20 protein-coding genes and 2 tRNA genes are annotated in these 22,893 nt (G+C 67.4%); 11 read left to right on the forward strand and 11 right to left on the reverse strand.

The genetic code is table 11. The features are described from left to right. Nucleotides 1-16 precede the first annotated feature (16 nt). The 5 genes from D7I44_RS09440 to D7I44_RS09460 all read right to left on the reverse strand — a co-directional run bounded on the left by D7I44_RS09440 (nucleotide 17) and on the right by D7I44_RS09460 (nucleotide 8,195). On the reverse strand, nucleotides 17-1,477 hold the full coding sequence (locus D7I44_RS09440; RefSeq protein WP_162940174.1) for an HNH endonuclease signature motif containing protein: 1,461 nt from the start codon (nucleotides 1,475-1,477) through the stop codon (nucleotides 17-19). Nucleotides 1,478-1,598: 121 nt separating this feature from the next. Beyond that, on the reverse strand, nucleotides 1,599-2,753 hold the full coding sequence (locus D7I44_RS09445) for a Wadjet anti-phage system protein JetD domain-containing protein (protein WP_120789271.1): 1,155 nt from the start codon (nucleotides 2,751-2,753) through the stop codon (nucleotides 1,599-1,601). Next, on the reverse strand, nucleotides 2,750-6,055 hold the full coding sequence (locus tag D7I44_RS09450) for an ATP-binding protein (protein WP_162940175.1): 3,306 nt from the start codon (nucleotides 6,053-6,055) through the stop codon (nucleotides 2,750-2,752). The genes D7I44_RS09445 and D7I44_RS09450 overlap by 4 nt, the downstream gene beginning before the upstream one ends. Continuing rightward, complete coding sequence (locus D7I44_RS09455; protein WP_120789273.1) at nucleotides 6,052-6,738, reverse strand: DUF4194 domain-containing protein; 687 nt, start codon at nucleotides 6,736-6,738, stop codon at nucleotides 6,052-6,054. The genes D7I44_RS09450 and D7I44_RS09455 overlap by 4 nt, the downstream gene beginning before the upstream one ends. Continuing rightward, nucleotides 6,738-8,195 carry a DUF3375 domain-containing protein gene (locus D7I44_RS09460; RefSeq protein WP_120789274.1) on the reverse strand — a complete coding sequence of 486 codons (1,458 nt, stop codon included), beginning with the start codon at nucleotides 8,193-8,195 and terminating at the stop codon, nucleotides 6,738-6,740. The genes D7I44_RS09455 and D7I44_RS09460 overlap by 1 nt, the downstream gene beginning before the upstream one ends. A 117-nt stretch (nucleotides 8,196-8,312) precedes the next feature. Here D7I44_RS09460 and pheA point away from each other — a divergent pair, with 117 nt between their 5' ends. Further along, the gene (pheA, locus tag D7I44_RS09465) at nucleotides 8,313-9,272 is read left to right on the forward strand and encodes a prephenate dehydratase (RefSeq protein ID WP_425459309.1); all 960 of its coding nucleotides are present in this window, start codon (nucleotides 8,313-8,315) and stop codon (nucleotides 9,270-9,272) included. Here pheA and D7I44_RS09470 read toward each other — a convergent pair. Continuing rightward, nucleotides 9,194-10,045 carry an SGNH/GDSL hydrolase family protein gene (locus tag D7I44_RS09470; RefSeq protein WP_120789276.1) on the reverse strand — a complete coding sequence of 284 codons (852 nt, stop codon included), beginning with the start codon at nucleotides 10,043-10,045 and terminating at the stop codon, nucleotides 9,194-9,196. The genes pheA and D7I44_RS09470 overlap by 79 nt on opposite strands. A 5-nt stretch (nucleotides 10,046-10,050) precedes the next feature. Then, nucleotides 10,051-11,064, reverse strand: coding sequence for a diacylglycerol/lipid kinase family protein (locus D7I44_RS09475; protein WP_120789277.1), 1,014 nt, complete (start codon nucleotides 11,062-11,064; stop codon nucleotides 10,051-10,053). 35 nt (nucleotides 11,065-11,099) lie between these two features. Between D7I44_RS09475 and serS the strand changes: the two genes are divergently transcribed. The 10 genes from serS (at nucleotide 11,100) to D7I44_RS09525 (ending at nucleotide 20,076) form a co-directional block, all read left to right on the forward strand. Next, nucleotides 11,100-12,380, forward strand: a complete 1,281-nt coding sequence (serS, locus tag D7I44_RS09480; protein WP_120789278.1) for a serine--tRNA ligase — start codon at nucleotides 11,100-11,102, stop codon at nucleotides 12,378-12,380. Beyond that, nucleotides 12,380-13,186, forward strand: coding sequence for an HAD family hydrolase (locus tag D7I44_RS09485; RefSeq protein WP_120789279.1), 807 nt, complete (start codon nucleotides 12,380-12,382; stop codon nucleotides 13,184-13,186). The genes serS and D7I44_RS09485 overlap by 1 nt, the downstream gene beginning before the upstream one ends. 83 nt (nucleotides 13,187-13,269) lie before the next feature. Further along, the gene (locus D7I44_RS09490; protein ID WP_120789280.1) at nucleotides 13,270-14,571 is read left to right on the forward strand and encodes an LCP family protein; all 1,302 of its coding nucleotides are present in this window, start codon (nucleotides 13,270-13,272) and stop codon (nucleotides 14,569-14,571) included. Between the two features lie 13 nt (nucleotides 14,572-14,584). Next, nucleotides 14,585-14,669, forward strand: a tRNA-Ser gene (locus D7I44_RS09495). 259 nt (nucleotides 14,670-14,928) lie between these two features. Continuing rightward, nucleotides 14,929-16,224: an LCP family protein gene (locus D7I44_RS09500; protein ID WP_162940176.1), complete on the forward strand. Its 1,296-nt coding sequence runs from the start codon at nucleotides 14,929-14,931 to the stop codon at nucleotides 16,222-16,224. Nucleotides 16,225-16,298: 74 nt separating this feature from the next. Beyond that, nucleotides 16,299-16,388 (forward strand) — tRNA-Ser (locus tag D7I44_RS09505). 285 nt (nucleotides 16,389-16,673) lie between these two features. After that, nucleotides 16,674-17,495, forward strand: a complete 822-nt coding sequence (locus D7I44_RS09510) for a 2-phosphosulfolactate phosphatase (RefSeq protein ID WP_120789282.1) — start codon at nucleotides 16,674-16,676, stop codon at nucleotides 17,493-17,495. Between the two features lie 211 nt (nucleotides 17,496-17,706). Further along, nucleotides 17,707-18,135, forward strand: a complete 429-nt coding sequence (locus tag D7I44_RS09515) for a hypothetical protein (protein ID WP_220093751.1) — start codon at nucleotides 17,707-17,709, stop codon at nucleotides 18,133-18,135. A 232-nt stretch (nucleotides 18,136-18,367) separates the two neighbouring features. Next, nucleotides 18,368-19,444 (forward strand): sensor histidine kinase, encoded by a 1,077-nt coding sequence (locus D7I44_RS09520; protein WP_220093752.1) that lies wholly within the window; start codon nucleotides 18,368-18,370, stop codon nucleotides 19,442-19,444. After that, on the forward strand, nucleotides 19,429-20,076 hold the full coding sequence (locus D7I44_RS09525; RefSeq protein ID WP_120789283.1) for a response regulator transcription factor: 648 nt from the start codon (nucleotides 19,429-19,431) through the stop codon (nucleotides 20,074-20,076). Before D7I44_RS09520 ends, D7I44_RS09525 begins: the two co-directional genes overlap by 16 nt. A 40-nt stretch (nucleotides 20,077-20,116) precedes the next feature. Here the strand turns inward: D7I44_RS09525 and D7I44_RS09530 are convergent, their stop codons facing one another. From D7I44_RS09530 to D7I44_RS09545, 4 genes are all read right to left on the reverse strand, one after another. After that, nucleotides 20,117-20,554 (reverse strand): nuclear transport factor 2 family protein, encoded by a 438-nt coding sequence (locus tag D7I44_RS09530; protein ID WP_120789284.1) that lies wholly within the window; start codon nucleotides 20,552-20,554, stop codon nucleotides 20,117-20,119. Nucleotides 20,555-20,739: 185 nt separating this feature from the next. After that, nucleotides 20,740-21,150, reverse strand: a complete 411-nt coding sequence (locus tag D7I44_RS09535; protein WP_120789285.1) for a hypothetical protein — start codon at nucleotides 21,148-21,150, stop codon at nucleotides 20,740-20,742. A 102-nt stretch (nucleotides 21,151-21,252) separates the two neighbouring features. After that, nucleotides 21,253-21,789 carry a hypothetical protein gene (locus D7I44_RS09540; RefSeq protein ID WP_162940177.1) on the reverse strand — a complete coding sequence of 179 codons (537 nt, stop codon included), beginning with the start codon at nucleotides 21,787-21,789 and terminating at the stop codon, nucleotides 21,253-21,255. A gap of 146 nt (nucleotides 21,790-21,935) precedes the next feature. Next, nucleotides 21,936-22,889 (reverse strand): PrsW family intramembrane metalloprotease, encoded by a 954-nt coding sequence (locus D7I44_RS09545; protein ID WP_245979507.1) that lies wholly within the window; start codon nucleotides 22,887-22,889, stop codon nucleotides 21,936-21,938. Between the last annotated feature and the right edge of the window lie 4 nt (nucleotides 22,890-22,893).

Consider the following 22,893-nt stretch of genomic DNA (forward strand, 5'->3'; position numbering starts at 1 on the left):
CTATGTGCGGTGCGATTCACGCGAGTTCCCCTTCTGCTCGCAGCTGTGCGATGACACCGTGTTTGGGGATGAGCCGAGTGGGGTCTTGGCCGGGCCAAAGCAGCCAATAGGTAGAACCGCGGCGCTCGATGCGGCCGCCGTTGTTGTGCAAGTTGAGGTGATCGAACTTGCACAGGCTGACGCCGTCCTTCGTCTCGGTCTTCTGGTTCCGGGTGCTCTCGGACCACGGGTTGATGTGGTGTGCTTCAGTGGCCTCCGGCGGCATGGTGCAGGCGGGCATCAGGCAGCCGCCGTCGCGCAATGCCATGGCTCGGCGCTGCCGCGTGGAGAAGGTTCTCTCGGCCTTGGTGGCATCTAGGCTTTGCCCGGTGTCGTCGAAGAGGACGCCGGCGGCCGCTCCGTCGCAAATCGCGGTGACGAGCTGCGCGCCGGTGATCGGCTGAGGTTTCCCATCAATCCACCCGACGCCGTCCGCGGGCGGCGGCGGTTCCTGGCCGGCGCGACGGAGCGTGTCGGCGGCGATCGCCTTCTTCAACTCGGTGCGGGTGACGGCGATGTTGACCGTGGGCGCGTACTTGCCGAAGATGCCGGAGGTCGTGACACCGGCGGTGAGAAAGGCAGTGAACGTGTCGGCGAGGAGCTGCTCGTTGGTGCGGGAGTCCTGCTGAAGCTCCTCGGCGCGGGCGCGTTCCTCATCGGTCATGAACCGCGGGCCGCCGAGCCGCGGCGCAAGGCGGCGGAAGATCGGGGTCCAGATCTGCGCGTCGGTCAGGGGGTCCACGAGCAGGTCGTACTTGACCATGCCGTCGGCGCGCACGGTGCGCCTCAGCGACCGCTGCTCGAAGAGGCGGCCGGCGTTCTGCTGTGCCCATTCCCTGTCGAGGCATGCGCGGACGGCTTTGGCTGCCTTCTCGACGGACTCTGGCGTCAGCTCGCCCTCCCAGCAATCAGAGATCAGGCGCAGCGCAGCCGCGCGAAAGACTCCCGCGCTTTCAAGGTCTTGGGGCTTTCCAAGGCCGATCGTGAGCCGGTCGCCATGCTCGGCCGACAGCCAGCCGTTCCTCACCGCGACCGCGATCGGCACCGACCAGTCCCCAGCCAAGTCGGCAAGCACTTTGAGCGAGCGGGGCGCGGGCGTAGCCTCCGCCAGCTCGACGATCGGTGCGACGTCATGCGCGGTTTCGAGCATTCCGCCCAGACGCACGGCCTTCTTCGCATCGCCGAGCGACGAGCCGGTCACCTTCTGCACCAACTCGGCCCCATTCCGCAGGCCGGCTTTCCGTGCAAGGGACTCGGCACCGAGCTCACGCGCGGACTTCCGCTCGATGTCGGAGGCCACCAATGCAATAGACGCGTCGACGCTGCGCCGAAGCGCCGAGAGCTCCTCGAGCAGCGCGAGCTGTTCCGACCCGGCAAGCCCGGAGACGTCACCTGCGCACGGCAGAGCGCCGACCGCTGCTGCGGCCAGGGAGTGCACCCGCTCGACGATTCTCGACATGCCGGAAGACTAGAACGAGCCGCCGACATTCGACGCGGAATATTCAAATATGTGTACGTAACTTCGGATTGTTCGCCTGTGTGCGGAAAGACACCCGCAACTACGCATCACCGGCGCATGCCTCGTCAAGAGCGGCCAGCGCCGCGGCCCAGGGAATGCGCTCTTGCTCCAGCCGTACATTGCCCTCGGATCGCAAGCGATCAAGTGCCTGGCGCTCGCCCGTCGTCAGCGTCGGCATCTCCCCGCGCGCGGGAGTCGGTTCCGGCACCCAGAGGTCGCGATGAGCAATGAGCGTCTTTTCATCCATCAGAGTGCTCGTCACGTTGTGGTGCCCGGCGCGGAGGCGGTGAAGGATTGCGAAACCGTTCGAGTCGAGATCGCCCCAGTAGATGACTCGACTGTTTTGCACCCACGGAACCGCGCGCAAGGCATCAACGGCATATCCGGCTCCATGGATGACGACGGTGCCCGACCGTGCGGGCATTGCGAGCACCGACTCGAGATTCTCGAAAACCAGCACGTTTGCCGGTCTCAGGGCGAGAGTTGCGAGTTCGTTCGGAGGCGCAGCGAAGTCGAGCGGGCCAGACCTGACCAGAGCGGGATCGAGAACACGCACCCGAACCAGCCGGTCGGCCTCCGTGAGCCCGAGCGACTCGGCTCCGGTCAGCGCACGGAAGAACGCCATCACGAAACCCCGATGCGATCCCAGCCATTTGGTGTCGATGCCACGGATGGGGAGCTGCCGTGGCCGATATCCGGACACGGGGTTGTCCCGAAGCCACTCGATGACGTCGAGAGCAGTCTCAAAGGTGTGGTCATCGAGCTCGAGAAGCGGTCCGCCCTGTGCCCGCACGCCCACGGCGACAGCTTCGTCGTGGCCGAAACGCTCGAACACTATCTCGGCACGGCGTTGCAGCCGGAACCAATCCCGTTCTCCCTTGCCGCCGGAGAATCGTGCAATTGCATCTGCGCCGGTGACGGTAAGCGACTCCGGCACCCGTTGAGCGCCGACGCGTGCCCAACTACGCAAGGCCCAGCGCACGACGACGTCGTCGGAGGAGTCGAGGGCACTCCATTCGCGAGCCCACGCCTCTGCCGCAGCCGGGTCGGAGAGCACAGACTTCTCTGAGGGGGGCTTGAGGCCGAACGTGAGCGCGACCTCGGACGCCGGCTGCGGAAGACCCGCAGCCCAGGAGCGCGCCGCGGTGCGCAGCCGGGCCGTCGCTCTCACACGGGCTTCGGCGACAGTGATCACTCGAGTTCCTCGAACACGGCGGTTGAGGCGTGAGATGCCTGACGCGTCGGGTTCGAGACCGCAGTGACGGCACCGACATACGGCTCGATCGTCTGCAAGAGCTTGTTCGGCGTCGCGAGCACGAGATGGAAGCCGAACTCGACGAAGACATCCAGCGCCATGCGGGTGTATTGGGCATCGGCCTTGTCGAATGCCTCGTCGAGCACGACCGTCCCATAGGCGGGGTGCGCATCGTCAGCGTCGGCGAGTTGGTAGCGCAGCGCGGCCGCGAGGCAGAAGACGACGAGCTTTTGCTGCTGGCCGCCGGACATCGCGGCACCTGAGTCGTAACTCGCGTGCCGGAAGCCGTTCTCGTCGACCTCGTGTGCGAGGAACGTCATGTGCCGACGCGTATCAAGGCATTGCTCGCGCCAGACGCGGTCGGCGCCTTCGCTCGATCCGAATCGAGTCATGAGTTCGGCCAGGGTCCCGAATCGTTCCTCTGCAGCCTCGAGTGATTCGTCACCCCATGAGCCGTCGACGATCGTCTTCAGATCATCCATGAATTGCCGAACCATCGGTCCGCGGCGCACTTTGGGCTCGATCTGAAGGAAGCGACCGACGTCGAACGGTGAGCGCAGAAGCGAAGCGTTGACGGGCTCGACGCGTTCGACGACGGCAGCAGGGGCGTCGAGAATTTCGGAGCGCAGATGTCCGATGAGTTCGCGCGACTTGTCTCGCAGCAGCCGCTTGAAATCCTCGACATGCTCGGGGAGGCGGTGGGCGCGAATGTTCTCGAGCACGGCAAGATAACCGCGTCGGTCGTCGACATCTGCTGAGAGATCCGCGGATGCCGCAGGCCAACGTGTCTTGAACTGCGTCGCACCCTCGACGAATTCGCTCCGTGCCAAGCCGGCGTCGGACTTCGCCGCGCGCTCCTGCCCGAACAGCTCGGTCAGTACTTTTTGCCCGACGGTTGCGATGCTTTCGCGGGTGAGGCTGCGCTGAACGCGGCGGTAGCGCTCCGCGAGTTCGGTGCTGTCGCCGTCACTCGGCGCCTGCGAGTCCGCGACCTCGGCCTGGAGCCTCTCGATCTCGGTGCCGAGCACGGCGAGCGTTGTCGCGGCGCTGCGACGCCGCTGCTCGACGTCGGCTGCGTGATCGGCCAGCCGCTTGAACTCGCGTTCGGCATCGCGCACCTGTTCCGTCGCTGCCTTCAACTCTGAGTTGTCGCGAGTCAGCTCGTCGAGCTCGGCGTTCAGTGCCGCAACCGTGCGCGTGGCGGCTGCCCTGTCGAAGTCTGCCCAGTCCTGGCGCAGCAGGGCGCCGAGCACGGCCTGGCGTCGCTGCGTCGCCGTGCGCTGCTTCTCGAACGCGTCCATGCGGCGCGTCCACTCATCGAATTCGGCGGCTACGGCCTGACGGCGCGCGAGCAACCCCTCGAGCTTGGCGTCGTTGTCACCGAGGACCCATTCGGACCGATCATCGACTCGGCTCCGGTCGTCCTTCTCGTAGCGGCGGTCACCGCTCTTGACTTGCCCGTTGATCGTTACGGCCCGACGCTCTCGGGCGAGCTCGTCGGCGGATTCGACACAGGCGTAGTCGAATGACTCGGAAAGGCGATGCGAGACCCACGCGCCGAAGTCGGATTCGGCGACCGTCAGACGATTGACGAGTGAGCGCGAACTGGCCGCCGGGGACGGCGAGGGAGCACGACCAGGCACGGCTTCGAACACGAGCCTGCCGTTGAGGTGAGTCTTCTCGGTGTGGCTGAGCACCGCAGCCAAGTCGTCGTCGCGCACCAGCATCGTCAGAGCGAGCGGACGCACGACGCGCTCGATCGCCCCCGCCCATCCGGCGAACTCCGCCTGCACGTCCATCAGTTCGGCGGCGAAGGGCAGCGCCTTCTCGGGAATGCCGATAGCAGCTGCGATGCGCCCTCGCAGCTGCTGCAGCCCGAGCGGTACGTTGCTCCCTCCGCGGCGGAGATGGTCGATCTGCGCGTCCAACTCCGCAAGGTTCCGCTTGCTCTGGAAGTACGCAGGGTGAAGGTCATCGTCGTGGCCCGTCGTCGGCGACTCGTCGATCTCATGACGGGCGGCCAGGCGTAGCTGCTCGTATTCGTCCGCGGCCTGCGGAGCGCCTTCCACTCCGACCTCGGCGAGCTGCTCGGCGAGCTGCCGCCACCGGCGGTCCACGCCCGAAGCGGACGACTCGGCTTCGTCGATCCGAGCACGCAGCTGGATGACGTCGCCGGCACCAAGACCGCTTTCGCGTTGCTGGGCGGCCCGCAGGATCGAAGCCGCCGCTTCGCTCTCGGCAGCGGCCGCCAGGGCCTGGCCTGCCAGGCGTGCGACGGCTTCTTCTGCAACCGCGTGGTCCAGTCGCGCGAGGCGCAGTGCTTCACGCGATTGCCAGGCGCCCAGCATCGCGGCAAGACGCGCGGCGTCGGTGGCGCGTCGGTCGGCGCGTTCGAAGCGCTCCGCCGCGGCGGCAAGACCGGTGAGGTGCTCGGCCTGTTTGCGCAGTTCGACCACGTGGTCGTGCGCGCGGCGCAACTCGTCGAACTGTTCGACCGCGTTCTTCGCGAGAGCGAACGTCTTCGGTTCGTCGAGCATGAAGTCCCGGAACAGTTGATCGAGGCTGTCGAGGTTCTTCGCCGATTGCGTCTTGTGCAGCAGATGCAGTGCCGCGTCCGATCCGAACTTGAGCAGCGAGCGGAGTCGCGCGTAGAAGGCGGTGTGCTTGCCGTTGCTCGTGACAACGGCATCAGGCCAGGCTGACTGCAGCCTGCGGACGTCGATGCCGTTGCCCACGAACTCGCCGAAGGCCGAGAGATCGACGGCACTCCGCGTGATCACGCACGCATCGCTGAGGTCCGCCCGCGTCGTCCCCGTGCCGCGGGCAAAGAACAGGCGACATGCGCTGACCGCATTGCCGGCGCCATCGCTGTAGCGTAGAAGGATGCCGCTCCAGGTGGGCCGCGGTCGCAAGTAGGTGCTGATGACGCGGTCTTCGAACTCGTCGGTCGTGCGGGTCCAAGCGCCGCGCACGTAACTCACGAGGCTGCGTTGGTCCGCGCGCGAGCCGGCACCCTGGGCGGCGAGGTTGAATCGCAGCCACTTGTCGGGCGTGAGGACGGCCGCGATCCCGTCGAGCAGAGATGACTTCCCGGACCCGGACGGGCCGGTGATCAGTTGTCCCTTGCGGGCCATCGGCATTCGATGCAGACCGTCGAAAGTGCCCCAGTTCGCGAGCTGGACCTCTGCAAGGCGCCACTGACCGACGGCGGACTCCTCATTCCAGTTGTGCTGCGCGGTCATCGCTCGCTCCATTCCAGGTCAAGCTCGATGGCGTCAGGCTCGTCGCTCTGAGCGATGTTTCGGTATTCGGCTTCGAGCGCTCTGACGCGGTCGTCGTCGACGAGCAGCTTGAGCACCGGCGAGATCTCAACGCGTTCGTCGCCGGATCCCGAGGTATGGACGACGCGCAGCTTGTTGAGCATGTTCGACCACGACGAGTTGAGCCGCTTCTCGAACCCCACGGGGTCGACGGCGGTGTCGTAGACCCGAAGCTGATCGAAGATCTCGTCTTTGCCGACGATGACGCGCCGCTCGCCGTGGGCTGCGAGCATCGCCTGCCGGAGCACGAGCAACATAACGGTGTCGAGGAAGGTGAGCGAGACGGTGCGCACCGTTGCGGGTGCCTCGAACTCCGCCGTTGACGCCTTCCGGACGAATGCGAACTCGTCGTCGCGATCGATGATCAGATCCAGGAACAGCTCGTGCAGGCGCGAGCGAATGGCGCGCTCGTCGGCAAGCAGCGCCGCCCACGACCTGGGCCGTTCGACGCCCGAGAGGTACGGCCCCTTCAGGAGGAGCAAGAGTGCTCGCCGCGAGCCGTCGGCAAGCACCCCGGAGTCGCCGGGCCAGAGCGAGGTGCGAGCGGTATCGCCGTCTGCGCCGTCGAGCACGTCCGCGTCGACATTCGTCGTGTCGTCTGACATCAGCTGATCCTCTCTGTGAATCGATGCACGGGAATCTGCGCGGCGCGGTCGATCGCGTCGATGCCGGTCCATTCGACGCGCTCGAGTGAGCTCGGGTCGACGTCGCCATGTCTGACGGCAAGCACGACGAGACCGACTACGCTCGCCACGCCCTGGGTGGCCGGCCATCGCGCGAGTAGTTCACCAATCGTCGCCGGTCCATCCGCCACTGCTGCATTCACGTTCCGCTCCAGCTCGTCGAAGTCGATCTCGGTCTCGCGGGCGAGCAAACGCAAGGCCTCCAGGTCGACAACGGGCGCTTCCGACGTGTCGAGCGTCGCGGGCGCAGCGAAGTCGGCCGGGTCGTGAAGAGAAAGCTCCCCTGCTGTGCTCAGAGGAAGGGCGGTGAGGTCCAGGTCGATCGCGGTCTGCCGATACGGTTTGGTGTGGGCGGAAGCTTGCACCGCGGCCGCCAAGGCGCGCTGAACGCTTCGCCGCAGCACCCGTTCGCGCTGGTAGTCCTGCTGCTGCACATACCGGCGCAGGCTCCGTGCGAACACGGTCAGTGCGCCGTGGATTTCGGTGCTCCGGTCTCGTAGCGTGCGCAGGAAGCTGCGGAGCACGCGGCGCTCTGCCGGGCTGAGGCCGCCCGCGAATTCGCGATCCAAGACTGAGCGGATGTCCGACTCAAGCGTGGCGCTGCGCTCAGGGTCCAGCAGCAGCGAAGTGAACGCCACGAAGGTGCGCCCCTCGTCGGAGCTCTCGATCAGATTGACGCCTCGGAAGATGTCGTCGATCACGGTTGTGTTCGAGTCGTCGCCATCGAGGATGCCCGCCCGCACCTCGCCGTTGAGCTCCTCGAAGCGCGCCCGGACGCGCGCAAAATCTGTGGGAAGGTCGGCGGCCTGTTCCAGAATGTCTGCAACGCGCTCGAGCGCTCGTGAAGGCTCGATCGTGTGTACCTCGCCCCCAGATTCAAGGCGCGCGATCTCCGCGTCGAGCCGCTCGCGCTCGGCGACAAGCGCCCCGAGGCGGCGCGTGGCGTCTGGATCGGATTCGAGGGCGAGTTCATGCAGTTGCGCTGCGAGACTCGCGAGTCGCGACTCGGTCAGAGAGGTCGTCGGCGCTTCAAGGCGATCGACGATACGGATGGCAGCAAGCGCGGCCGGCGACAGTTCCAAGGTCTCACCGCGCGATTCGACCGCGGCTCGCCGAGTCAGCAGACCGGCCTCGCGCCAATCGGCGCAGTATGCCTTGGCGTTCTTCGCTCGCGGCAGATCGAAGTGCTCGCGAAGCTCGATCAGGTCGGCGTCGATCGCCTCGTACAGATCGTCGGCGGCCACTCGTCGGTTCTCCGCACCGAGATGCGTCAGAAGAAGAGCAGCGACGATCGCCACGCCGTCGGACCTGAGCATCCGCATCGCCGCATCGGACTCGACCAGACGCTGATACCGCAGTGCGTCGCTCAGCGCAGTCATCGTCCGCTCCCTTCCCGCCCATTCGGGGTCTTCGCATCGAAGCTAGAGCACCCCACCGACATCGAGCGAGGTCCCTGAGTGCGGGGGTCGTGACACCCCGCCACTACCCTGAGTGCTGTGAGCGAGACCTACAGCTACCTCGGCCCGGCCGGCACCTTCACCGAGCTCGCGCTGAAGCAGGTCGAGGAAGCCCACGGCAAGCCGTGGCGCGCGGTCAACAACGTGGGCGAGGCTCTCGACGACGTCGTCACGGGCCGCTCGAAGGCGGCGGTCATCGCGATCGAGAACTCGATCGACGGCGGGGTCTCCGCCACGCAGGACGCGCTCGCGACCATCCCCGACCTGCGCATCACCGGCGAGTACCTCGTCCCGGTCGGCTTCGTCCTGGTCGCACGCCCTGGCACGACACTGGCCGACGTCAAGACGATCGCCGCCCACCCTGTCGCCTACGCGCAGTGCCGCGGCTGGCTCGACAGGAACCTCCCCGACCACGCGCACCTGCCCGCGGGCAGCAACGTGCAGGCGGCGACCCAGCTGCTGGAGACGGACGCCGAAGGCAACAACAGCTCGGTTGCCGACGCCGCCATCGCCCCGCCCACGATCGTCGATCACCACGCCCTCGACGTCCTCGCAGAGGGCATCATCGACAACGACAACTCGGTCACCCGGTTCGCCCTGGTGAGCCGAACGAAGGCGATCCCCGAGCCGACCGGCGCCGACAAGACCAGCCTCATCGCCGAGCTGCCTGCCGATGCCCCCGGCTCGCTCGTCGAGCTGCTCGAGCAGTTCTCGACCCGCGGCGTCAACATGAGCCTGCTCGAGTCGCGGCCCATCGGCGACGCCCTCGGCAGGCACCGCTTCATCATCGACCTCGAGGGCCACATCACCGAGGAGCGCATCGCCGATGCCCTGCTCGGTCTCTACCGCTTCACACCGCGCGTGATCTTCCTCGGCTCCTACCCGCGCGCCGACCGCCAGCCGGCCGACTTCGATCAGCGCTACGCAGACGAGGTGTTCGTCGAGGCGCGCGACTGGCTCCGCGGGCTGCTGTCAGAAGAGCCAGAGACGGATTCCTGATCGGCAGGGCTCTGAGCCCGAAGCACCTGCTCGAGCCGGTCCTCCACCGCAGCCTCGAAGGCGTTCGCCCACACGTCGTAGCCTCGGTCGTTCGGGTGGAACAGGTCGCCCGCGAACTGCGTGGCGACGCCCAGCATGCCCTCCTGCTTCATCGTCTCGTGCAGGTCGACGACGCGCAGGCCGTGGCGGGCGGCGGCCGCCCGAAGCATCCGATTGGCCTGCACCGCTGTGCGCTCACCCGGCAGGAAGTAGAAACTCGGCAGGTCGGCGACGATCGCGTGGGCCGGAAGGCGCGAGAGCACCTCGTCGATCTGCGACGAGAACCGCGCAGCGTCCCACCCGGCGATGTCGTTCGCCCCGATGCAGACGGTCACGATCGCGTCCGCGACGAGCTCGGGTCTGAGCCTGGCGAACCGGGGCAGCTCCTTCTCGAGCGCGGTGGACAGCGTCGCGCCCGAGATGCCGAGATTGATGACACGGATGCTTCGCCCTGACAGCTTCTCGAGTCGCTTCGCGATCACGCCGACGTAGCTGCGCGCGGGCCGCGAGGCGCCGATGCCCTGCGCTGCCGAATCGCCGATCGCGATGTAGAGGACGTCGCCCGGCAGTTCGCGCCGCGCGCGCCAGTAGGCGCTGTGCACCGGGATGTTGTCGGCCAGAATCCGCTGCCACGTGGCCTGCCGTTTCATCAGCCAGCGGTACCAGGCGTATCCGCCCCCGACGGCCGCAGCGGTGACGCCGACGGCGAGCAGGGCCTTCGAGCTTCGGCGCATGGGCTCTACGGTACGCGCACGATCAGCGACCCCGGGTCGTTCCGGAACACCGCCTTCTGCGCGACGCCGAACTCGTCGCCGTCGAGTTCCGCGGCGACGGGCGAGTCGAGCTTCACGGTGATCACCGGTCCCCGCGCGTACTCGAGCACGTTCGGCGACAGCCGCGACTGGATGCGCAGCAGCTTCCGCCCGAGCTTCGTGTGCCGCAGCACGAGGTTCTCCCACAGGATCGTGCGGCCGATGTACAGCCAGCCGAAGATCGTGCGCGGGTGCATGATCGCGACGTCGAGCACCCCGTCGTCGATCTGCGCGTCGGGGATCAGCTCGGCGCCGCCCGGCAGCCCGCCGACGTTGCCGACGAGCACCGAGTGGGTGTCGAAGGTGTGGGTCGCCTGCGAGCCGTCGGCGTTCTTGATGACGATCTTCGACCGCACGGGCTTCGAGGTGATGACCGAACGCAGGATGCCGTCGATGTACGCGATCCAGCCGAACCGCTCTTTGAGGAAGGGGTTGGTGTTCGCGATCATGGCGGCGTCGACGCCGACGCCCGCGACGACCGTGAACGGATTCTCGGTCGCGACGCCGTCGGGCGACGTGAACTCGGCCAGCCCGACGTCGACGACGCGGTCCTGGCCGCTGAACGCCACCTCGACGGCGGCGTCCGCGTTCCCGATCGGCAGTCCGAGGTTGCGTGCGAGCAGGTTGCCGGTGCCGCTCGGCACGATTCCGAGCGCGACACCGGTGTGGCGCAGCGCGCCGGCGACCGCGCGCACGGTGCCGTCGCCGCCCGAGGCGATCACGAGGCGCGCACCTGCTGCGACGGCGCGCCGCGCGGCATCCGCCCCCTCGTCCTCGATCGTCGTCTCGAACCAGAGCGGTTTGCCCGCACCCGTCGAATAGGCGTGCCGCGAGATCGCCTGCCGTACCCGCATCGGGTCGCCCTTGACCGGGTTCACGACCGCGGCGACCGTGTTCGTGAGCGCGCTGGCGCGCTCGATCTCGGGCGCTGGGTCGCTCATTCGACCAAATTACCCTGACCTCTAGACTTAACGGCGTGATCGACCCTGTTCTGCTGCGCGAGAATCCCGACGTCGTCAGAGCCTCGCAGGCGGCCAGGGGCGAGTCCCCCGACACGGTCGACGCGGCGCTCGCCGCCGACCAACAGCGTCGGGCGGCGATCACCGAGTTCGAGTCGCTGCGCGCCGAGCAGAACGCGCACGGCAAGCTGGTCGCGAAGGCTCCGAAGGAAGAGAAGCAGGCGCTCGTCGCGCAGGCCCAGCAGCTGGCCGCGCGCGTCAAGGCGGCGCAGGCCGCGGTCACCGACGCCGAGGCGGACTTCGAGGCATCCGTTCGCCGCCTCGGCAACGTCATCGTCGCTGGGGTCCCGTCGGGCGGGGAGGACGACTACGTCGTCGTCAAGACGGTCGGCGAGATCCCGACCTTCGACTTCGAGCCGCGCGACCACCTCGAGCTCGGCGAGCTGCTCGGTGCCATCGACATGGTGCGCGGCGCGAAGGTCTCGGGTTCGCGCTTCGACTTCCTGCGCGGCATCGGCGCGCGTCTCGAGCTCGCGATCATGAACCTCGCTCTTGACAAGGCACTCGCGAACGACTTCGTGCCGCTCATCACGCCGACGCTCGTGAAGCCCGAGATCATGCAGGGCACCGGATTCCTGGGCGCGCACGCCGATGAGATCTACCGCCTCGAGGCGGACGACCTGTACCTCACGGGCACGAGCGAGGTTGCGCTCGCCGGGTACCACTCCGATGAGATCCTCGACCTCGAGGCAGGGCCGCTGCGCTACGCCGGCTGGTCGACCTGCTACCGGCGCGAGGCGGGGTCCGCAGGCAAGGACACCCGCGGCATCATCCGCGTGCACCAGTTCAACAAGCTCGAGATGTTCGTCTACGCCAAGCCGGAGGACGCGGAGGCCGAGCACGCCCGCCTGCTCGGCTGGCAGGAGGAGATGATGGCGGCGCTCGGGCTGAGCTACCGCGTCATCGACACCGCCGCGGGCGATCTCGGCTCGAGCGCCGCCCGCAAGTACGACGTCGAGGCGTGGGTGCCCACGCAGGGCACCTACCGCGAGCTCACGTCGACCTCGAACTGCACGACGTTCCAGGCGCGCCGGCTCGGCATCCGCTACCGGCCCGGCGACGAGGTCGGCGCGAAGACCGCCGCGGTCGCGACCCTCAACGGCACGCTCGCGACCACCCGCTGGATCGTCGCACTCCTCGAGACGCACCAGCTGGCCGACGGCTCTGTACGCGTGCCGGAGGCGCTGCGGCCCTACCTCGGCGGCCTCGAGCTCATCACTCCGGTCGCGGCCCGATAGTGGCATCCCCGCGCCGCCTGTTGATCGGCCTCGACGTCGACGGCACCCTGATCCGCCTCGACGAGACGATCTCGCCGGCGGTGCACGAGCAGGTCGACCGGGTGCAGCGCCTCGGCCACGAGGTCACGCTCGCGACCGGCCGCAGCTGGGAGACCGCGCAGCCGATCCTCGCGAAGCTCGGCCTCACGCCCGAGTTCGTCGTGTGCTCCAACGGCGCGCTCATCATGCAGCGCGATGCGGCAGAGCCGAGCGGCTATCGCCGCGAATGGGTCGAGACCTTCGACCCGAGCGAGGTGCTGCGCACCATTCGCGGCCATCTGCCGCGCGGCAGCTACATGGTCGAGGATGCGACGGGCTTCCGCCGGTACACCGAGGGCATGAACGACTGGGAGCTCACGGGCGCTGAGCAGGTCGACTTCGACCAGCTCTCGCACTTCCCCGCGAGCCGCGTCGTCGTGACCGCGCCCGAGCTCGACAACAACGAGTTCCTCGAGCTCGTGCGCGCCATGGGGCTCAACCAGGTGTCCTACTCGATCGGCTGGACGGCCTGGCTCGACATCGCGCCCATGGGCGTCAACAAGGGCACCGCGATGGCGCGGGTACGAGATGAATTGCGGATTCCCGGGTCAGACGTCCTCGTCGCGGGCGACGGGCGCAATGACCTCGAGATGTTCGAGTGGGCCGTCGCGGGCGGCGGCCGCGCGGTCGCCATGGGGCAGGCGCCCGATGAGTTGAAGGCGGTCGCGAGCGAGGTCACCGCGACCGTCGACGAGGACGGCCTGGCGAGGGTTCTCGCGGCGCTCTGAGCGCGCTCTCTGAGTGCATTGCCAGGGCGCGTCTGGCAGGGTGGGTGAGTCTGTGCCCCCGACCCCCGCAGCAAAAGGACGTGATGACCGAGCCCACGAACGCACAGCTGCGCCCCCGGCGCGGCCGTCCTGGCCGCCCGACCTCGATCGCCCGCCACGGGCGACTCACGCGCAGGCATCCGTTCGTCGCACTGGGCAAGATCCTCGCGGGAATCGCCGTCGTCGCCTCGGTGAGCGCGTTCTCGCTCGCAGGAATCGCGGTCGGCGATGTGGTGACGTCGACCAAGCCCGCCGTCGTGCTCGTCAACCCGACCACGCATAAAGAGGTCACGAAGCAGCAGGGCATCGCGGCGCTGCAGGGCTCGTTCAACGTGCTGCTGGCGGGCTCCGACTCCGGCGACGGCAACGCGGCGTACGGCAAGCGCGGCGAGAACCTCAACGACGTCACGATGGTGATGCACGTCTCCGCCGATCATCAGCACATCACCGTCGTCAGCTTCCCGCGCGACATGCTCGTGCCGATCCCGTCGTGCCCGAAGGAGGACGGCAGCGGCAGCTACTCCGCGATGAGCTCGCAGAAGATCAACGTGTCGCTGTCATATGGCGGCCTCGCCTGCACCGTGCTCACGGTCGAGAAGCTCACCGGCCTGTCGATCCCCTACGCCGCGGTCATCCAGTTCGACGGCGTCGTCGACATGTCGAATGCGGTCGGCGGCGTGCCCGTGTGTCTCTCTGGCCCCATCAAGGACCCGTACACCGGCCTCAACCTTCCCGCAGGCACGAGCACCATCCAGGGCCAGCAGGCGCTCGCGTTCCTGCGCACCCGGCACGGTGTCGGCGACGGGTCGGACCTCGGCCGCATCAGCAACCAGCAGGTGTTCCTCTCGTCTCTCGTGCGCACGATCAAGTCGGCCGACACCCTCGGCAACCCGCTCAAGGTGTATTCGCTGGCGAAGGCCGCTGCGTCGAACATGCAGCTGTCGACGTCGCTGTCGAACGTGCAGACGTTGGCCTCGATGGCGGTCGCGCTGAAGGGCGCCGACCTGTCGAACATCGTCTTCGTGCAGTTCCCGACGAACTACGTGCCGGGCGGCGGCGCCGTGGCGCCGGACCCCGCAGGCGAGCGCGCGCTGCTCACCGCACTGCAGAACGACGAGGCGGTGCAGGTCACCGGCAACACCGGCATCGGCTCTGTGCAGGACCCGACACATGCGACGACGGATGCCGGCGCGACACCACCCGCCACAGCGGGCTCGACGCCGACGACGGCACCGAGCGACGGCGCCTCGGCCCCCGCGGGCTCCGGCGGCGCGGTGGCCCTTCCCGACCAGGTGCACGGCCAGTCGGCGAGCGACTACACCTGCTCGAAGCCCTTCAGCGGGTAGGTAGACTCGACGCGGATGCGTGGCAGAGCGGCCTAATGCGGCGGTCTTGAAAACCGCTGACGAGCAATCGTCCGGGGGTTCAAATCCCTCCGCATCCGCCGCTGGGAGCGAGGGCCCGGTGGGCCCTCGCCGCGGCGGATGCCGAGCGAGCTGCGCTCGCGAGGGGCAGCGCCTTTTGGGGTGCCTGCCGAGCGAGCTGCGCTCGCGCGGGGCTTCCCGGTTTACGCGAGTGACGATGTGTTCTGGCCCCAGATCAGGGGAAGCATCCGTTACACCGCTGATATTCGCTACCTAGACGCTTGGGTCATAATGACCACGGGCGCCGATTTCGCGGCGCAGCGATCGTGTGGAGTGCAGATGAGCGAGTCGGGGCGTGGGCCGGTGCTGCGGCACGCACGCGCCGCCGGCAGGCATCCGCTCGCCCTGGCTGCGAAGATCGTGGCCTCCGTCGTCAGTGTCGCGGTCGTCAGCTCGCTCGGGATCGCCGCGATCGCGGTGGCCGACATCAGCCACAACGTGCAGACGAACGCGCAGGTCCACCTCGTCCAGCAGAAGGACGTCGGTCAGACCGCGCCGCCCGTGACGAAGACCATCGAGCCCGAGGCGACGGCGCTCGCCGGGGAGTTCAACGTGCTGCTCGTCGGCACCGACACGCGCACGGGCCAGGGCGGACAGTTCGACAGCAAGGCGGAACTGCGGGCGTCGAGCGGCGCGGGCAACAACGACGTCACGATGCTGCTGCACGTCAACGCCGCTCACACCGCGGCGACGGTCGTCAGCTTCCCGCGCGACCTCGTCATCCCGATTCCCTCGTGCCCGAGCCCCAAGGGCGGCTGGTACAGCGCGATGTCGGCGCAGATGCTGAACACCTCGCTCACCTACGGCGGGCTGACCTGCCCGGTGCTCACGATCGAGAAGCTGATCGGCATCGATGACATCAACTACGCGGCAGAGATCAGCTTCGACGGGGTTGCGGCGATGTCGGATGCCGTGGGCGGCGTTCCCGTCTGCCTCGCGACCCCCATCAACGACCCGTACGTCGGGCTGAACCTGCCAGCTGGAACGAGCACCATCCAGGGCCAGCAGGCGCTGCAGTTCCTGCGTTCGCGACACGGCGTCGAGGACGGCAGCGACCTCGCCCGCATCAGCAATCAGCAGAACTTCCTGTCGTCGCTGCTGCGCACGATCACCTCTGCGGGAACGCTCGGCAACCCGATCAAGCTCTACCAACTGGCCGCCGCCGCGACCCAGAACATGACCCTCTCCGACACGATGGGCGACGCGAAGACGATGGTCGGCATGGCGGTCGCGCTGAAGAGCATCCCGCTGTCGCAGATCACCTTCGTGCAGTACCCGGTGCTGACCGATCCGACCAACCCGAACCGGGTGGTTCCCGACACCTACGGCGCGCCGATTCTGGCGAAGGCGATTCAGAACGATCAGCCCGTCGTTCTCTCGGCGACGACAGGCCGCGGCACCGAGCTGGCGCCGAGTTCGACGCCGTCTGCGCCCGCGGGCGCGGCGACGGCACCGCCCGCCACCGGGACCGCGACGGCGCCCCCCGGCGACGTGACGCTGAGCAAGAACGCGACCGGTCAGACCGCCGATCAGCAGACCTGCACGAAGGGCGTGACCGGCCACCCGGGTGAGTGATGCTGGCTGAGCGGCCAGTCTCTGCCTGATAAGGTGTAACGGATGTCTGTCAGGGTCTCGGCCCGGTCAGCATTGGAGACGTCGCATAGTCCGGTCGAGTGCACCACCCTGCTAAGGTGGAGTCCCCTTCTTGGGGACCAAGGGTTCAAATCCCTTCGTCTCCGCACTTTTCTTGCTGGTCATCGGCGCTTTTCTATTGCGCTGCATCGATCAATTCTTGCGACACATGGGGACCCTCAGGGGTTCCGAGGGTCCCCAGGGGGTCACCATTTCGGCAGCCGGGGACCCCCTGGGGACCCCAGCGCGGCTGATCTGCAACAAAACCCCTGATCAGAGGCGAGAGGGACATCACCTGGTGAGAGTGGTGTGAGCGCGGTGCTGAGAACCGGGGAACTCGCGAATAAGGCTCGGGCCGCCGAGCTGCCGCTCGCCCCCTATAGGGTGAAGGGATGCCCCAGGCGAGCGCCGGCGAGACCACACAAGGCAGCTACGAGGTGCGCTTCGACTGGGGGGTCGAGGGCCTCCGCAGCATCGCGTCAGGCACGAGCGTTGTCATCGTCATCGACACCATCTCCTTCACCACGACTGTCGAGCTCGGCGTCGGGCAGGGTTTGGAGATCGAGCCGTTTCGCACCGTCGATCGCGATGCCGCTGAGCAATACGCCGCGTCGATCGGCGCTCGCGTCGCCGCGCGCCGCAACGAACCAGGGGTGTCCCTCTCGCCGACGAGCATGAACGCGAAGAACGTTGCTGCCTTCGGCGCGCGGCGAGCCGTGATCGTGTCTTTGAACGGGGCGCGCGTCTCGACAGAGGCGGCCTCATTCGGCGTGCCCGTCGTGGCAGCGAACCTGCGCAACTACTCGGCCGTCGCGCGCTGGATCCTCGAGCATCAACGCGTCCTCGGGCACCGTGCGGGCGTCGCCATCGTGGCCGCGGGCGAACGCCATCCCGGCGACCTCCTGCGGCCCGCTGTCGAGGACCAGCTCGCGGCCGGCGCGCTCGTCGGCGCCCTTGCCTTGCTCGGCATCGGCTCCCCGTCGCCCGAAGCGACCGTCGCTGCGGCCTCGTTCGACAGGCTGCGGCATGCGGCAGGCGAGCTGCTTGCGGAATCCGTGAGCGCTCGTCAACTCGCGGCCGCCGGCCAACTCGCGTCTTCCGGCGGCTTCGACGACGTCACCAGCGCCGCTCAGCTGGACGTCTCCGACGTCGTCCCGGTGATGCGTGACGGGGTCTATCGCGCAGAGAAGGCCGTGCGTTCGCAGCTCGTATGACGGCCCCGGTACCGGTACCGGTGCTCGCGATCGCGAGGTCGCCTCGTCGCCGACACGCTCGCACGGCCCGCTCACCGACATGGCGGACGCCAGCTCGGCTGCCGAGCCAACCGGTGGGGACAGGCCCACCATGGTTGGGGTGTAGGCCCATAGCCCGGGCACCTCGCCGTTTCTAGCGTTGTTCTCAGCCGCTTGATGTGAGGAGACAACCATGGCTGAGAACGAGCAGATGACGACCGATGCCCCGACAGTTGAACTGCTGGAGGCGGTGCGGAAGTGCACCTGGATCTACGGAGTGACGAATGCGGTTGTGGTGGCAACGGTGATCGGTTCGGCGGTCCTCGGCGGGTCGCCTAGCGCGTTCATGTGGGTACGAGCCCTGATCCTGCTCGCGGTTGCACCCCTGCTGCTGTGGTTCGTTCGTCGTGCCGCCAGAGGCAACCGCGAGGCACTTGGGCGAATCCGCATCATGGCCACGGTTTTGCCGATCGCCATCATCGTCGTCGACCTCATTCCGGGGGTCTGCCCGGCCTGGTATGCCGCGCTCCAGGGCATCGGGGCGATTGCTCTGGTTCCGGTCGCGGTCATCGCATGGCGTGTGGCATCGCACTCCTCTCGCCCTGCAGGGCAGACTCGGTGACAAGCAGGCCACCGCGCGCGGTGCGCGCCACTGAGGGGGGAGGCGGCTGATGCGAGCACGACTGCGCGCTGCCCCCCTCTCGGCCGGTCGCGGACTCGTGCGGTCTTTCGGGTTCATGCTCTGCGCACTGATCGTCCCGACCGCGGCAGCGCTCCTTCCGGTGCTCGCTTCCTTCGGCCTTCTCGGTGGCCCATGGTCATGGCGGAATCCCTGGTCGTGGGGAGCGCTGTCAGTGCTCATCGCAATCTCTGCGCTTGCGCTTGCGCACCCGGTCACCAAGTTGTTCCGCAGCCTGCTGGTTCGCTGGTGCGGGCTGAGGTTGCCGAACGGCTTCCGGGCACTTCCTGAACCGGTGCAGCTGTCGACCGGCTATTGGTGGAACGGCAGATCGTACGAACGAACGCGCTCCGACGCGGAATCCGACCTGCGACTCAGCCGTGTGCTTGAGCGAGCGTACTGGCGAGAGGTGCGATGGGTTCTCGGACCAGCGCTCGTCGTGGCTATCGTGTCCGGGTTCCCGGCCTACGCGCTGTTCGGCGCTGCCATCTTGATCGCATCGGTGACGGCGCCAGGTATCGCAGCTGGCGTCGCGGTTGCGGCCGCGTCGCTCGCTCTCGCACCATTCGCGTGGCGAGCCACACGCCCGGTCGCCGCGCGCTGGCTCACGCCTGGGCGGTCAGCGGCCGAGTCGCAGGCGCAGCGCGCGGACCTCACAGCCGCGCACGATGCCGAGATTCGCCGGATCGAGCGAGATCTGCACGACGGCGCGCAGGCTCGGCTCGTGGCAGTCGGAATCGACCTCGCGACGGCGGAACGTCTGCTTGAGCGCGAACCGGACCGCGCGAGAGAACTGCTGAAGCTCGCGCGCGCAGGCACTGCGAATTCGCTTGAGGACCTTCGCGGCCTCGTACGCGGGGTGTATCCGCCCGTCCTCGTCGAGCGCGGCTTCGTCGCCGCTGTGCGAGCGGTCGCGCTCGACTCCCCGGTCCCGATCGAGGTGGTGGCGCCTGACGGCTTGCGGTTGCCGTCGCCTGTCGAGGCCACGCTCTATTTCGGCGTCGTTGAGGCCCTTGCCAATATGGCGAAGTATTCGGATGCAGCGCGTGGCAGTGTCATCGTGCGCGAAGAGCCCGGCCATGTCGCTGTGATCGTCCGCGACGACGGCCGCGGCGGAGCGATGATCGTCGCCGGTGGAGGGCTCGACGGTGTTCGTCGGCGAGCCGGGGCCTTCGATGGAACCCTTGACGTGACCAGCCCGTCGGGCGGTCCCACTGAGATCACCGTAAGGATGCCGTGCGCGTTGTTGTAGCCGAGGACCAGTACCTTCTCCGCGACGGTCTTGTCCGTCTGCTCGAGTCTTTCGGCCATGAAGTCGTTGCCACCGCCACCTCGGGGCCAGAGGCAACCCGAGCGCTGCTCATGCACCGTCCGGATGTCGCCGTGATCGACGTGCGGATGCCGCCGAGCAACACGGACGAAGGCCTTGCCGCAGCTCTTGCTGCGAGACGCGAGGTGCCCGGTCTCCCTGTCCTCGTCCTCTCGCAGCACGTCGAGCAGTTGTATGCGCGCGAGTTGATCGCGGATGACACAGGCGGCGTGGGCTATCTGCTCAAGGATCGCGTCTTCGACGCCGAGCAGTTCGTGGACGCGCTCGAACGCGTGGCAGCCGGGGCGACTGTATTGGACCCGGTGGTCGTTTCGAAGCTCTTCGCAACACCGGTGAGCACATCGCGGCTGGCGGTGCTGACTGAGCGTGAGCGGTCGATCCTGGCGCTCATGGCGGAGGGACTCTCGAATCAGTCGATCGCTCGAGCGCTTCATCTCAGCGAGGGAGCAGTGAGCAAGTACACAACAACGACCTTTGAGAAGCTCGGACTCGGCAAAGATGACGGGGCGAACCGACGCGTCCTCGCGGTGCTGGCCTACCTGAGCGGCGCATGAAAGGGCGAGGCCGAGGCGTTCGGTGCGGAGCTCAGCGAGGTCATCGCCCCGACGCGAGGCGCGCTGGAAGCGGCGCGAGGCGATAGTTCGCCCAGACGTAGGCATCCATCTGGTGCTGGTCCGCGCTGAGGTTGACGACTCGGTCGATTCTGTTGTCGCCGTCGAAGTGCCAGACGAGCGCCCAGAGAGTGTCAACACTCCCGATCCCGTCCGTGGTCCAGCCTCGATGGATGTCGACGACGTAGTGGTCGTTGGCTTCTAGGAATAGCGGCTCAGCACGAAATCCTGCTTTGCCGAGTTGGGTGATGAACTCCGCGACCTCGTCGACGCCGTGCTTGGTTCCCGCCAGGGGATGGTGTCCGGGGATAACCCATTCGATGTCGGGCGTCATCACGTCCCGCATCCCGTCGACGTCGTAGGTGGCATATGCGGCGAAGAACCTGTTGATGGCCTCAAGCTTGGGCGCTGCGTCGTTCATGGGATCTGTCTTTCGAATAGTTCTTGCGTGGATTCCAGCGAACGCGGAGGCCGAGCCAGGGGCGTCATGGACGCCACGCTAGTTTGCAATTGGCGCAGATATCCGGCCAATCATCCGCGGATGATTCAGGCCAATCTGACGCCGGTCGCTCTCGACTCGACGGCGGCGGGTCGGCGCAGGGTCGATCAATCCGTGTCCGTGGCGGGGTACAAGACCCCACCGCGGTAGCGCGCCTCTTCCCAGATCTGCTCATCGGACAGGCCGGTCTCGATCAGCTCGATCAGTTGGTGGTTGACGGAGACGATTGCGCAGCGATAGCCGGCGAACGGCTCGTACGGCGGCATCAATATCTCCGTGCCGCGAAGTGCGGTCTCGAGGTCTTCGACGGTGAAGGCAACGTGGCTTTCTGTGCGGATGCGTTCGTGCAGCCCGGATTCTTCGCGGAAGGCGTGCAGCTGAATATGCAGGGAAAGGTCGTTCGGGAGATCCAATGTGTACATGCGATACAGCGGGCTGTAACGCGCACGCGGATCGGATTGAAGCGCGTCCACGGGGACGGGTCTTCCGATGTGATGAAAGATCGGAATGCTGTTCATCTTCGAGGGGTCTCCCAGTGAGTGAGGCTGCTGCACAACGGCCGGTGCCCGCCCGAGACGCGAACGGCGCGTCGTCGGACGGGCACTCGGTCATTGTTTCGGTTATGAGGCCGCGCTGACGGCGAACGAGGCGTCGGTGCGGTATCCCGATCCCGGGTTGTCCGACACGGTGAAGGCCTTGTCCTGCGGCGGGTAGGTGTTGATCGGGTTCGCGGTGAAGACGCCGGTGAACGTCGGGTCGAACTCGGGCAGTTCGCTCATGCTCGCCTGGTACAGGGACACGACGTAGTCGCCGTTCGGCATCGTGTACGCCACCTGCAGCGACTCGCCGAGCACGCCGTCATCGGTGTAGTCGGACACCACCTCGCTGGTGTGCGCCTTCAGGACCTGCTGAGGGCGCTGCTGCCAGTGGTTCTCAGTGCCCTCGCTCGTGTTCTGAGGGTTGAAGGTCCAGTCGACGTCGGTGTTGTTGGTGATCGTCTCCTGGACTGAGAACCAGCCCTTGTCGACGACGGTGGTGTGGATGTCGCCCGCTCCGGCGGCGTGCGCTCCGGCAGCGCCCGCTCCGGTCAACGAGGCGCCTCCGATGGCAGCGGCGACGGCGGCTGCGGCGATGTGAGTGGCGATGGTGGCGATCATGGGGTTCTCCTTCTCGATGAGATCCGAGGCTGAGTTGGCCTCTGACCCCAAGCGTCGCCGTCGGCCGATGTCGGCGACGTCGGCTGGTCGGGGGACGCAGAGGATGATGCGCGCTCCTCCGATCGGGCGACGGGCCCGAGAGCGCCTCAGACCTGTCGACGTCGCGCTCGGGTGCGATGGCGGCGGATGACCGCCCACAGGGTGACCACACCGGCGAGCGACACCACGATCAGCCCGCACACGTAGAGCACGCTCGAGAGAGACTGCACCGCATCCGCGTCGCGCCGCAGCAGGAATCCGTATTGCAGCAGCTGTGCCGTGCTGCCTGTCGCGATCAGCGCGAGCAGCGAGGCGATGCTGCTCATCGAGTCCCAGAGCGCGTGCAGCGCGGCAGCGCCGAGATACGCGACCACGACCCAGATCGACCAGGCATAGCCCGGGTCGTCCGGCCGCTCTCGCCGCTCGGCGATGCCGAACAGCGCGGCGCCGATGATCGCTGTCCAGAGGACGTGCCCGACGGGGGCGAGAAGGGCGCGGATGACCTCGGTCTGCAGCAGCGCCGCGATGTCGATGCCATGCGTGCCGAGGGCGGCGTTGAAGGCGTAGCCGGCCGACTCGAACGCCGCGAACCCGGCACCGACCGTGGCGCCGAGCAGCGCGCCCTGTGTCGCTGACTTCGGCGCGAATCGCCAGCCGAGCACGACGAGTATGCATCCCTTGACGAACTCCTCGATCAGGCCGACGAGGCCGTAGAGCCAGAGGCTCTGGTGCAGATTCGCCTCCAGCAAGGAGGCGCCGAGGACGCCGGCGACCCCGCTGACGAAGAACGCCAGGATGATCTGGAGCGCCGTGACGTTGCCGCGCAGACGCTCGACGGCGAACAGCACCGCGCAGAAGGGGACCAGGAAGCTGCCGAGCAGGATCAACGTCGGCACGAGATTGGGGTTCCGGGTCAGCAGGGTGACGGTGATCGTCGCGAGCCAGAGGACCCAGCCCACGAGCAGCGTCTTCCACCACCAGCCGTGTCGCTCCGGGGCGCCGAGCGCGATCCGCCCCGGCGCCTGCCACGGCGTTCTGTCCTCGCCATCCATGACGCTCATCCGT

It is taken from the genome of Gryllotalpicola protaetiae, from assembly GCF_003627055.1.
GTDB lineage: Bacteria > Actinomycetota > Actinomycetes > Actinomycetales > Microbacteriaceae > Gryllotalpicola > Gryllotalpicola protaetiae.

What these genes read in the sequence shown, in the direction of transcription:
- D7I44_RS09450 (WP_162940175.1), bottom strand. Translation starts at nt 6,055, where the DNA reads ATGACCGCGCAGCACAACTGGAATGAGGAGTCCGCCGTCGGTCAGTGG.
- D7I44_RS09455 (WP_120789273.1), bottom strand. Translation starts at nt 6,738, where the DNA reads ATGTCAGACGACACGACGAATGTCGACGCGGACGTGCTCGACGGCGCA.
- D7I44_RS09460 (WP_120789274.1), bottom strand. Translation starts at nt 8,195, where the DNA reads ATGACTGCGCTGAGCGACGCACTGCGGTATCAGCGTCTGGTCGAGTCC.
- D7I44_RS09470 (WP_120789276.1), bottom strand. Translation starts at nt 10,045, where the DNA reads ATGCGCCGAAGCTCGAAGGCCCTGCTCGCCGTCGGCGTCACCGCTGCG.
- D7I44_RS09475 (WP_120789277.1), bottom strand. Translation starts at nt 11,064, where the DNA reads ATGAGCGACCCAGCGCCCGAGATCGAGCGCGCCAGCGCGCTCACGAAC.
- D7I44_RS09490 (WP_120789280.1), top strand. Translation starts at nt 13,270, where the DNA reads ATGACCGAGCCCACGAACGCACAGCTGCGCCCCCGGCGCGGCCGTCCT.
- D7I44_RS09500 (WP_162940176.1), top strand. Translation starts at nt 14,929, where the DNA reads ATGAGCGAGTCGGGGCGTGGGCCGGTGCTGCGGCACGCACGCGCCGCC.
- D7I44_RS09510 (WP_120789282.1), top strand. Translation starts at nt 16,674, where the DNA reads ATGCCCCAGGCGAGCGCCGGCGAGACCACACAAGGCAGCTACGAGGTG.
- D7I44_RS09515 (WP_220093751.1), top strand. Translation starts at nt 17,707, where the DNA reads ATGGCTGAGAACGAGCAGATGACGACCGATGCCCCGACAGTTGAACTG.
- D7I44_RS09530 (WP_120789284.1), bottom strand. Translation starts at nt 20,554, where the DNA reads ATGAACGACGCAGCGCCCAAGCTTGAGGCCATCAACAGGTTCTTCGCC.
- D7I44_RS09535 (WP_120789285.1), bottom strand. Translation starts at nt 21,150, where the DNA reads ATGAACAGCATTCCGATCTTTCATCACATCGGAAGACCCGTCCCCGTG.
- D7I44_RS09540 (WP_162940177.1), bottom strand. Translation starts at nt 21,789, where the DNA reads ATGATCGCCACCATCGCCACTCACATCGCCGCAGCCGCCGTCGCCGCT.
- D7I44_RS09545 (WP_245979507.1), bottom strand. Translation starts at nt 22,889, where the DNA reads ATGAGCGTCATGGATGGCGAGGACAGAACGCCGTGGCAGGCGCCGGGG.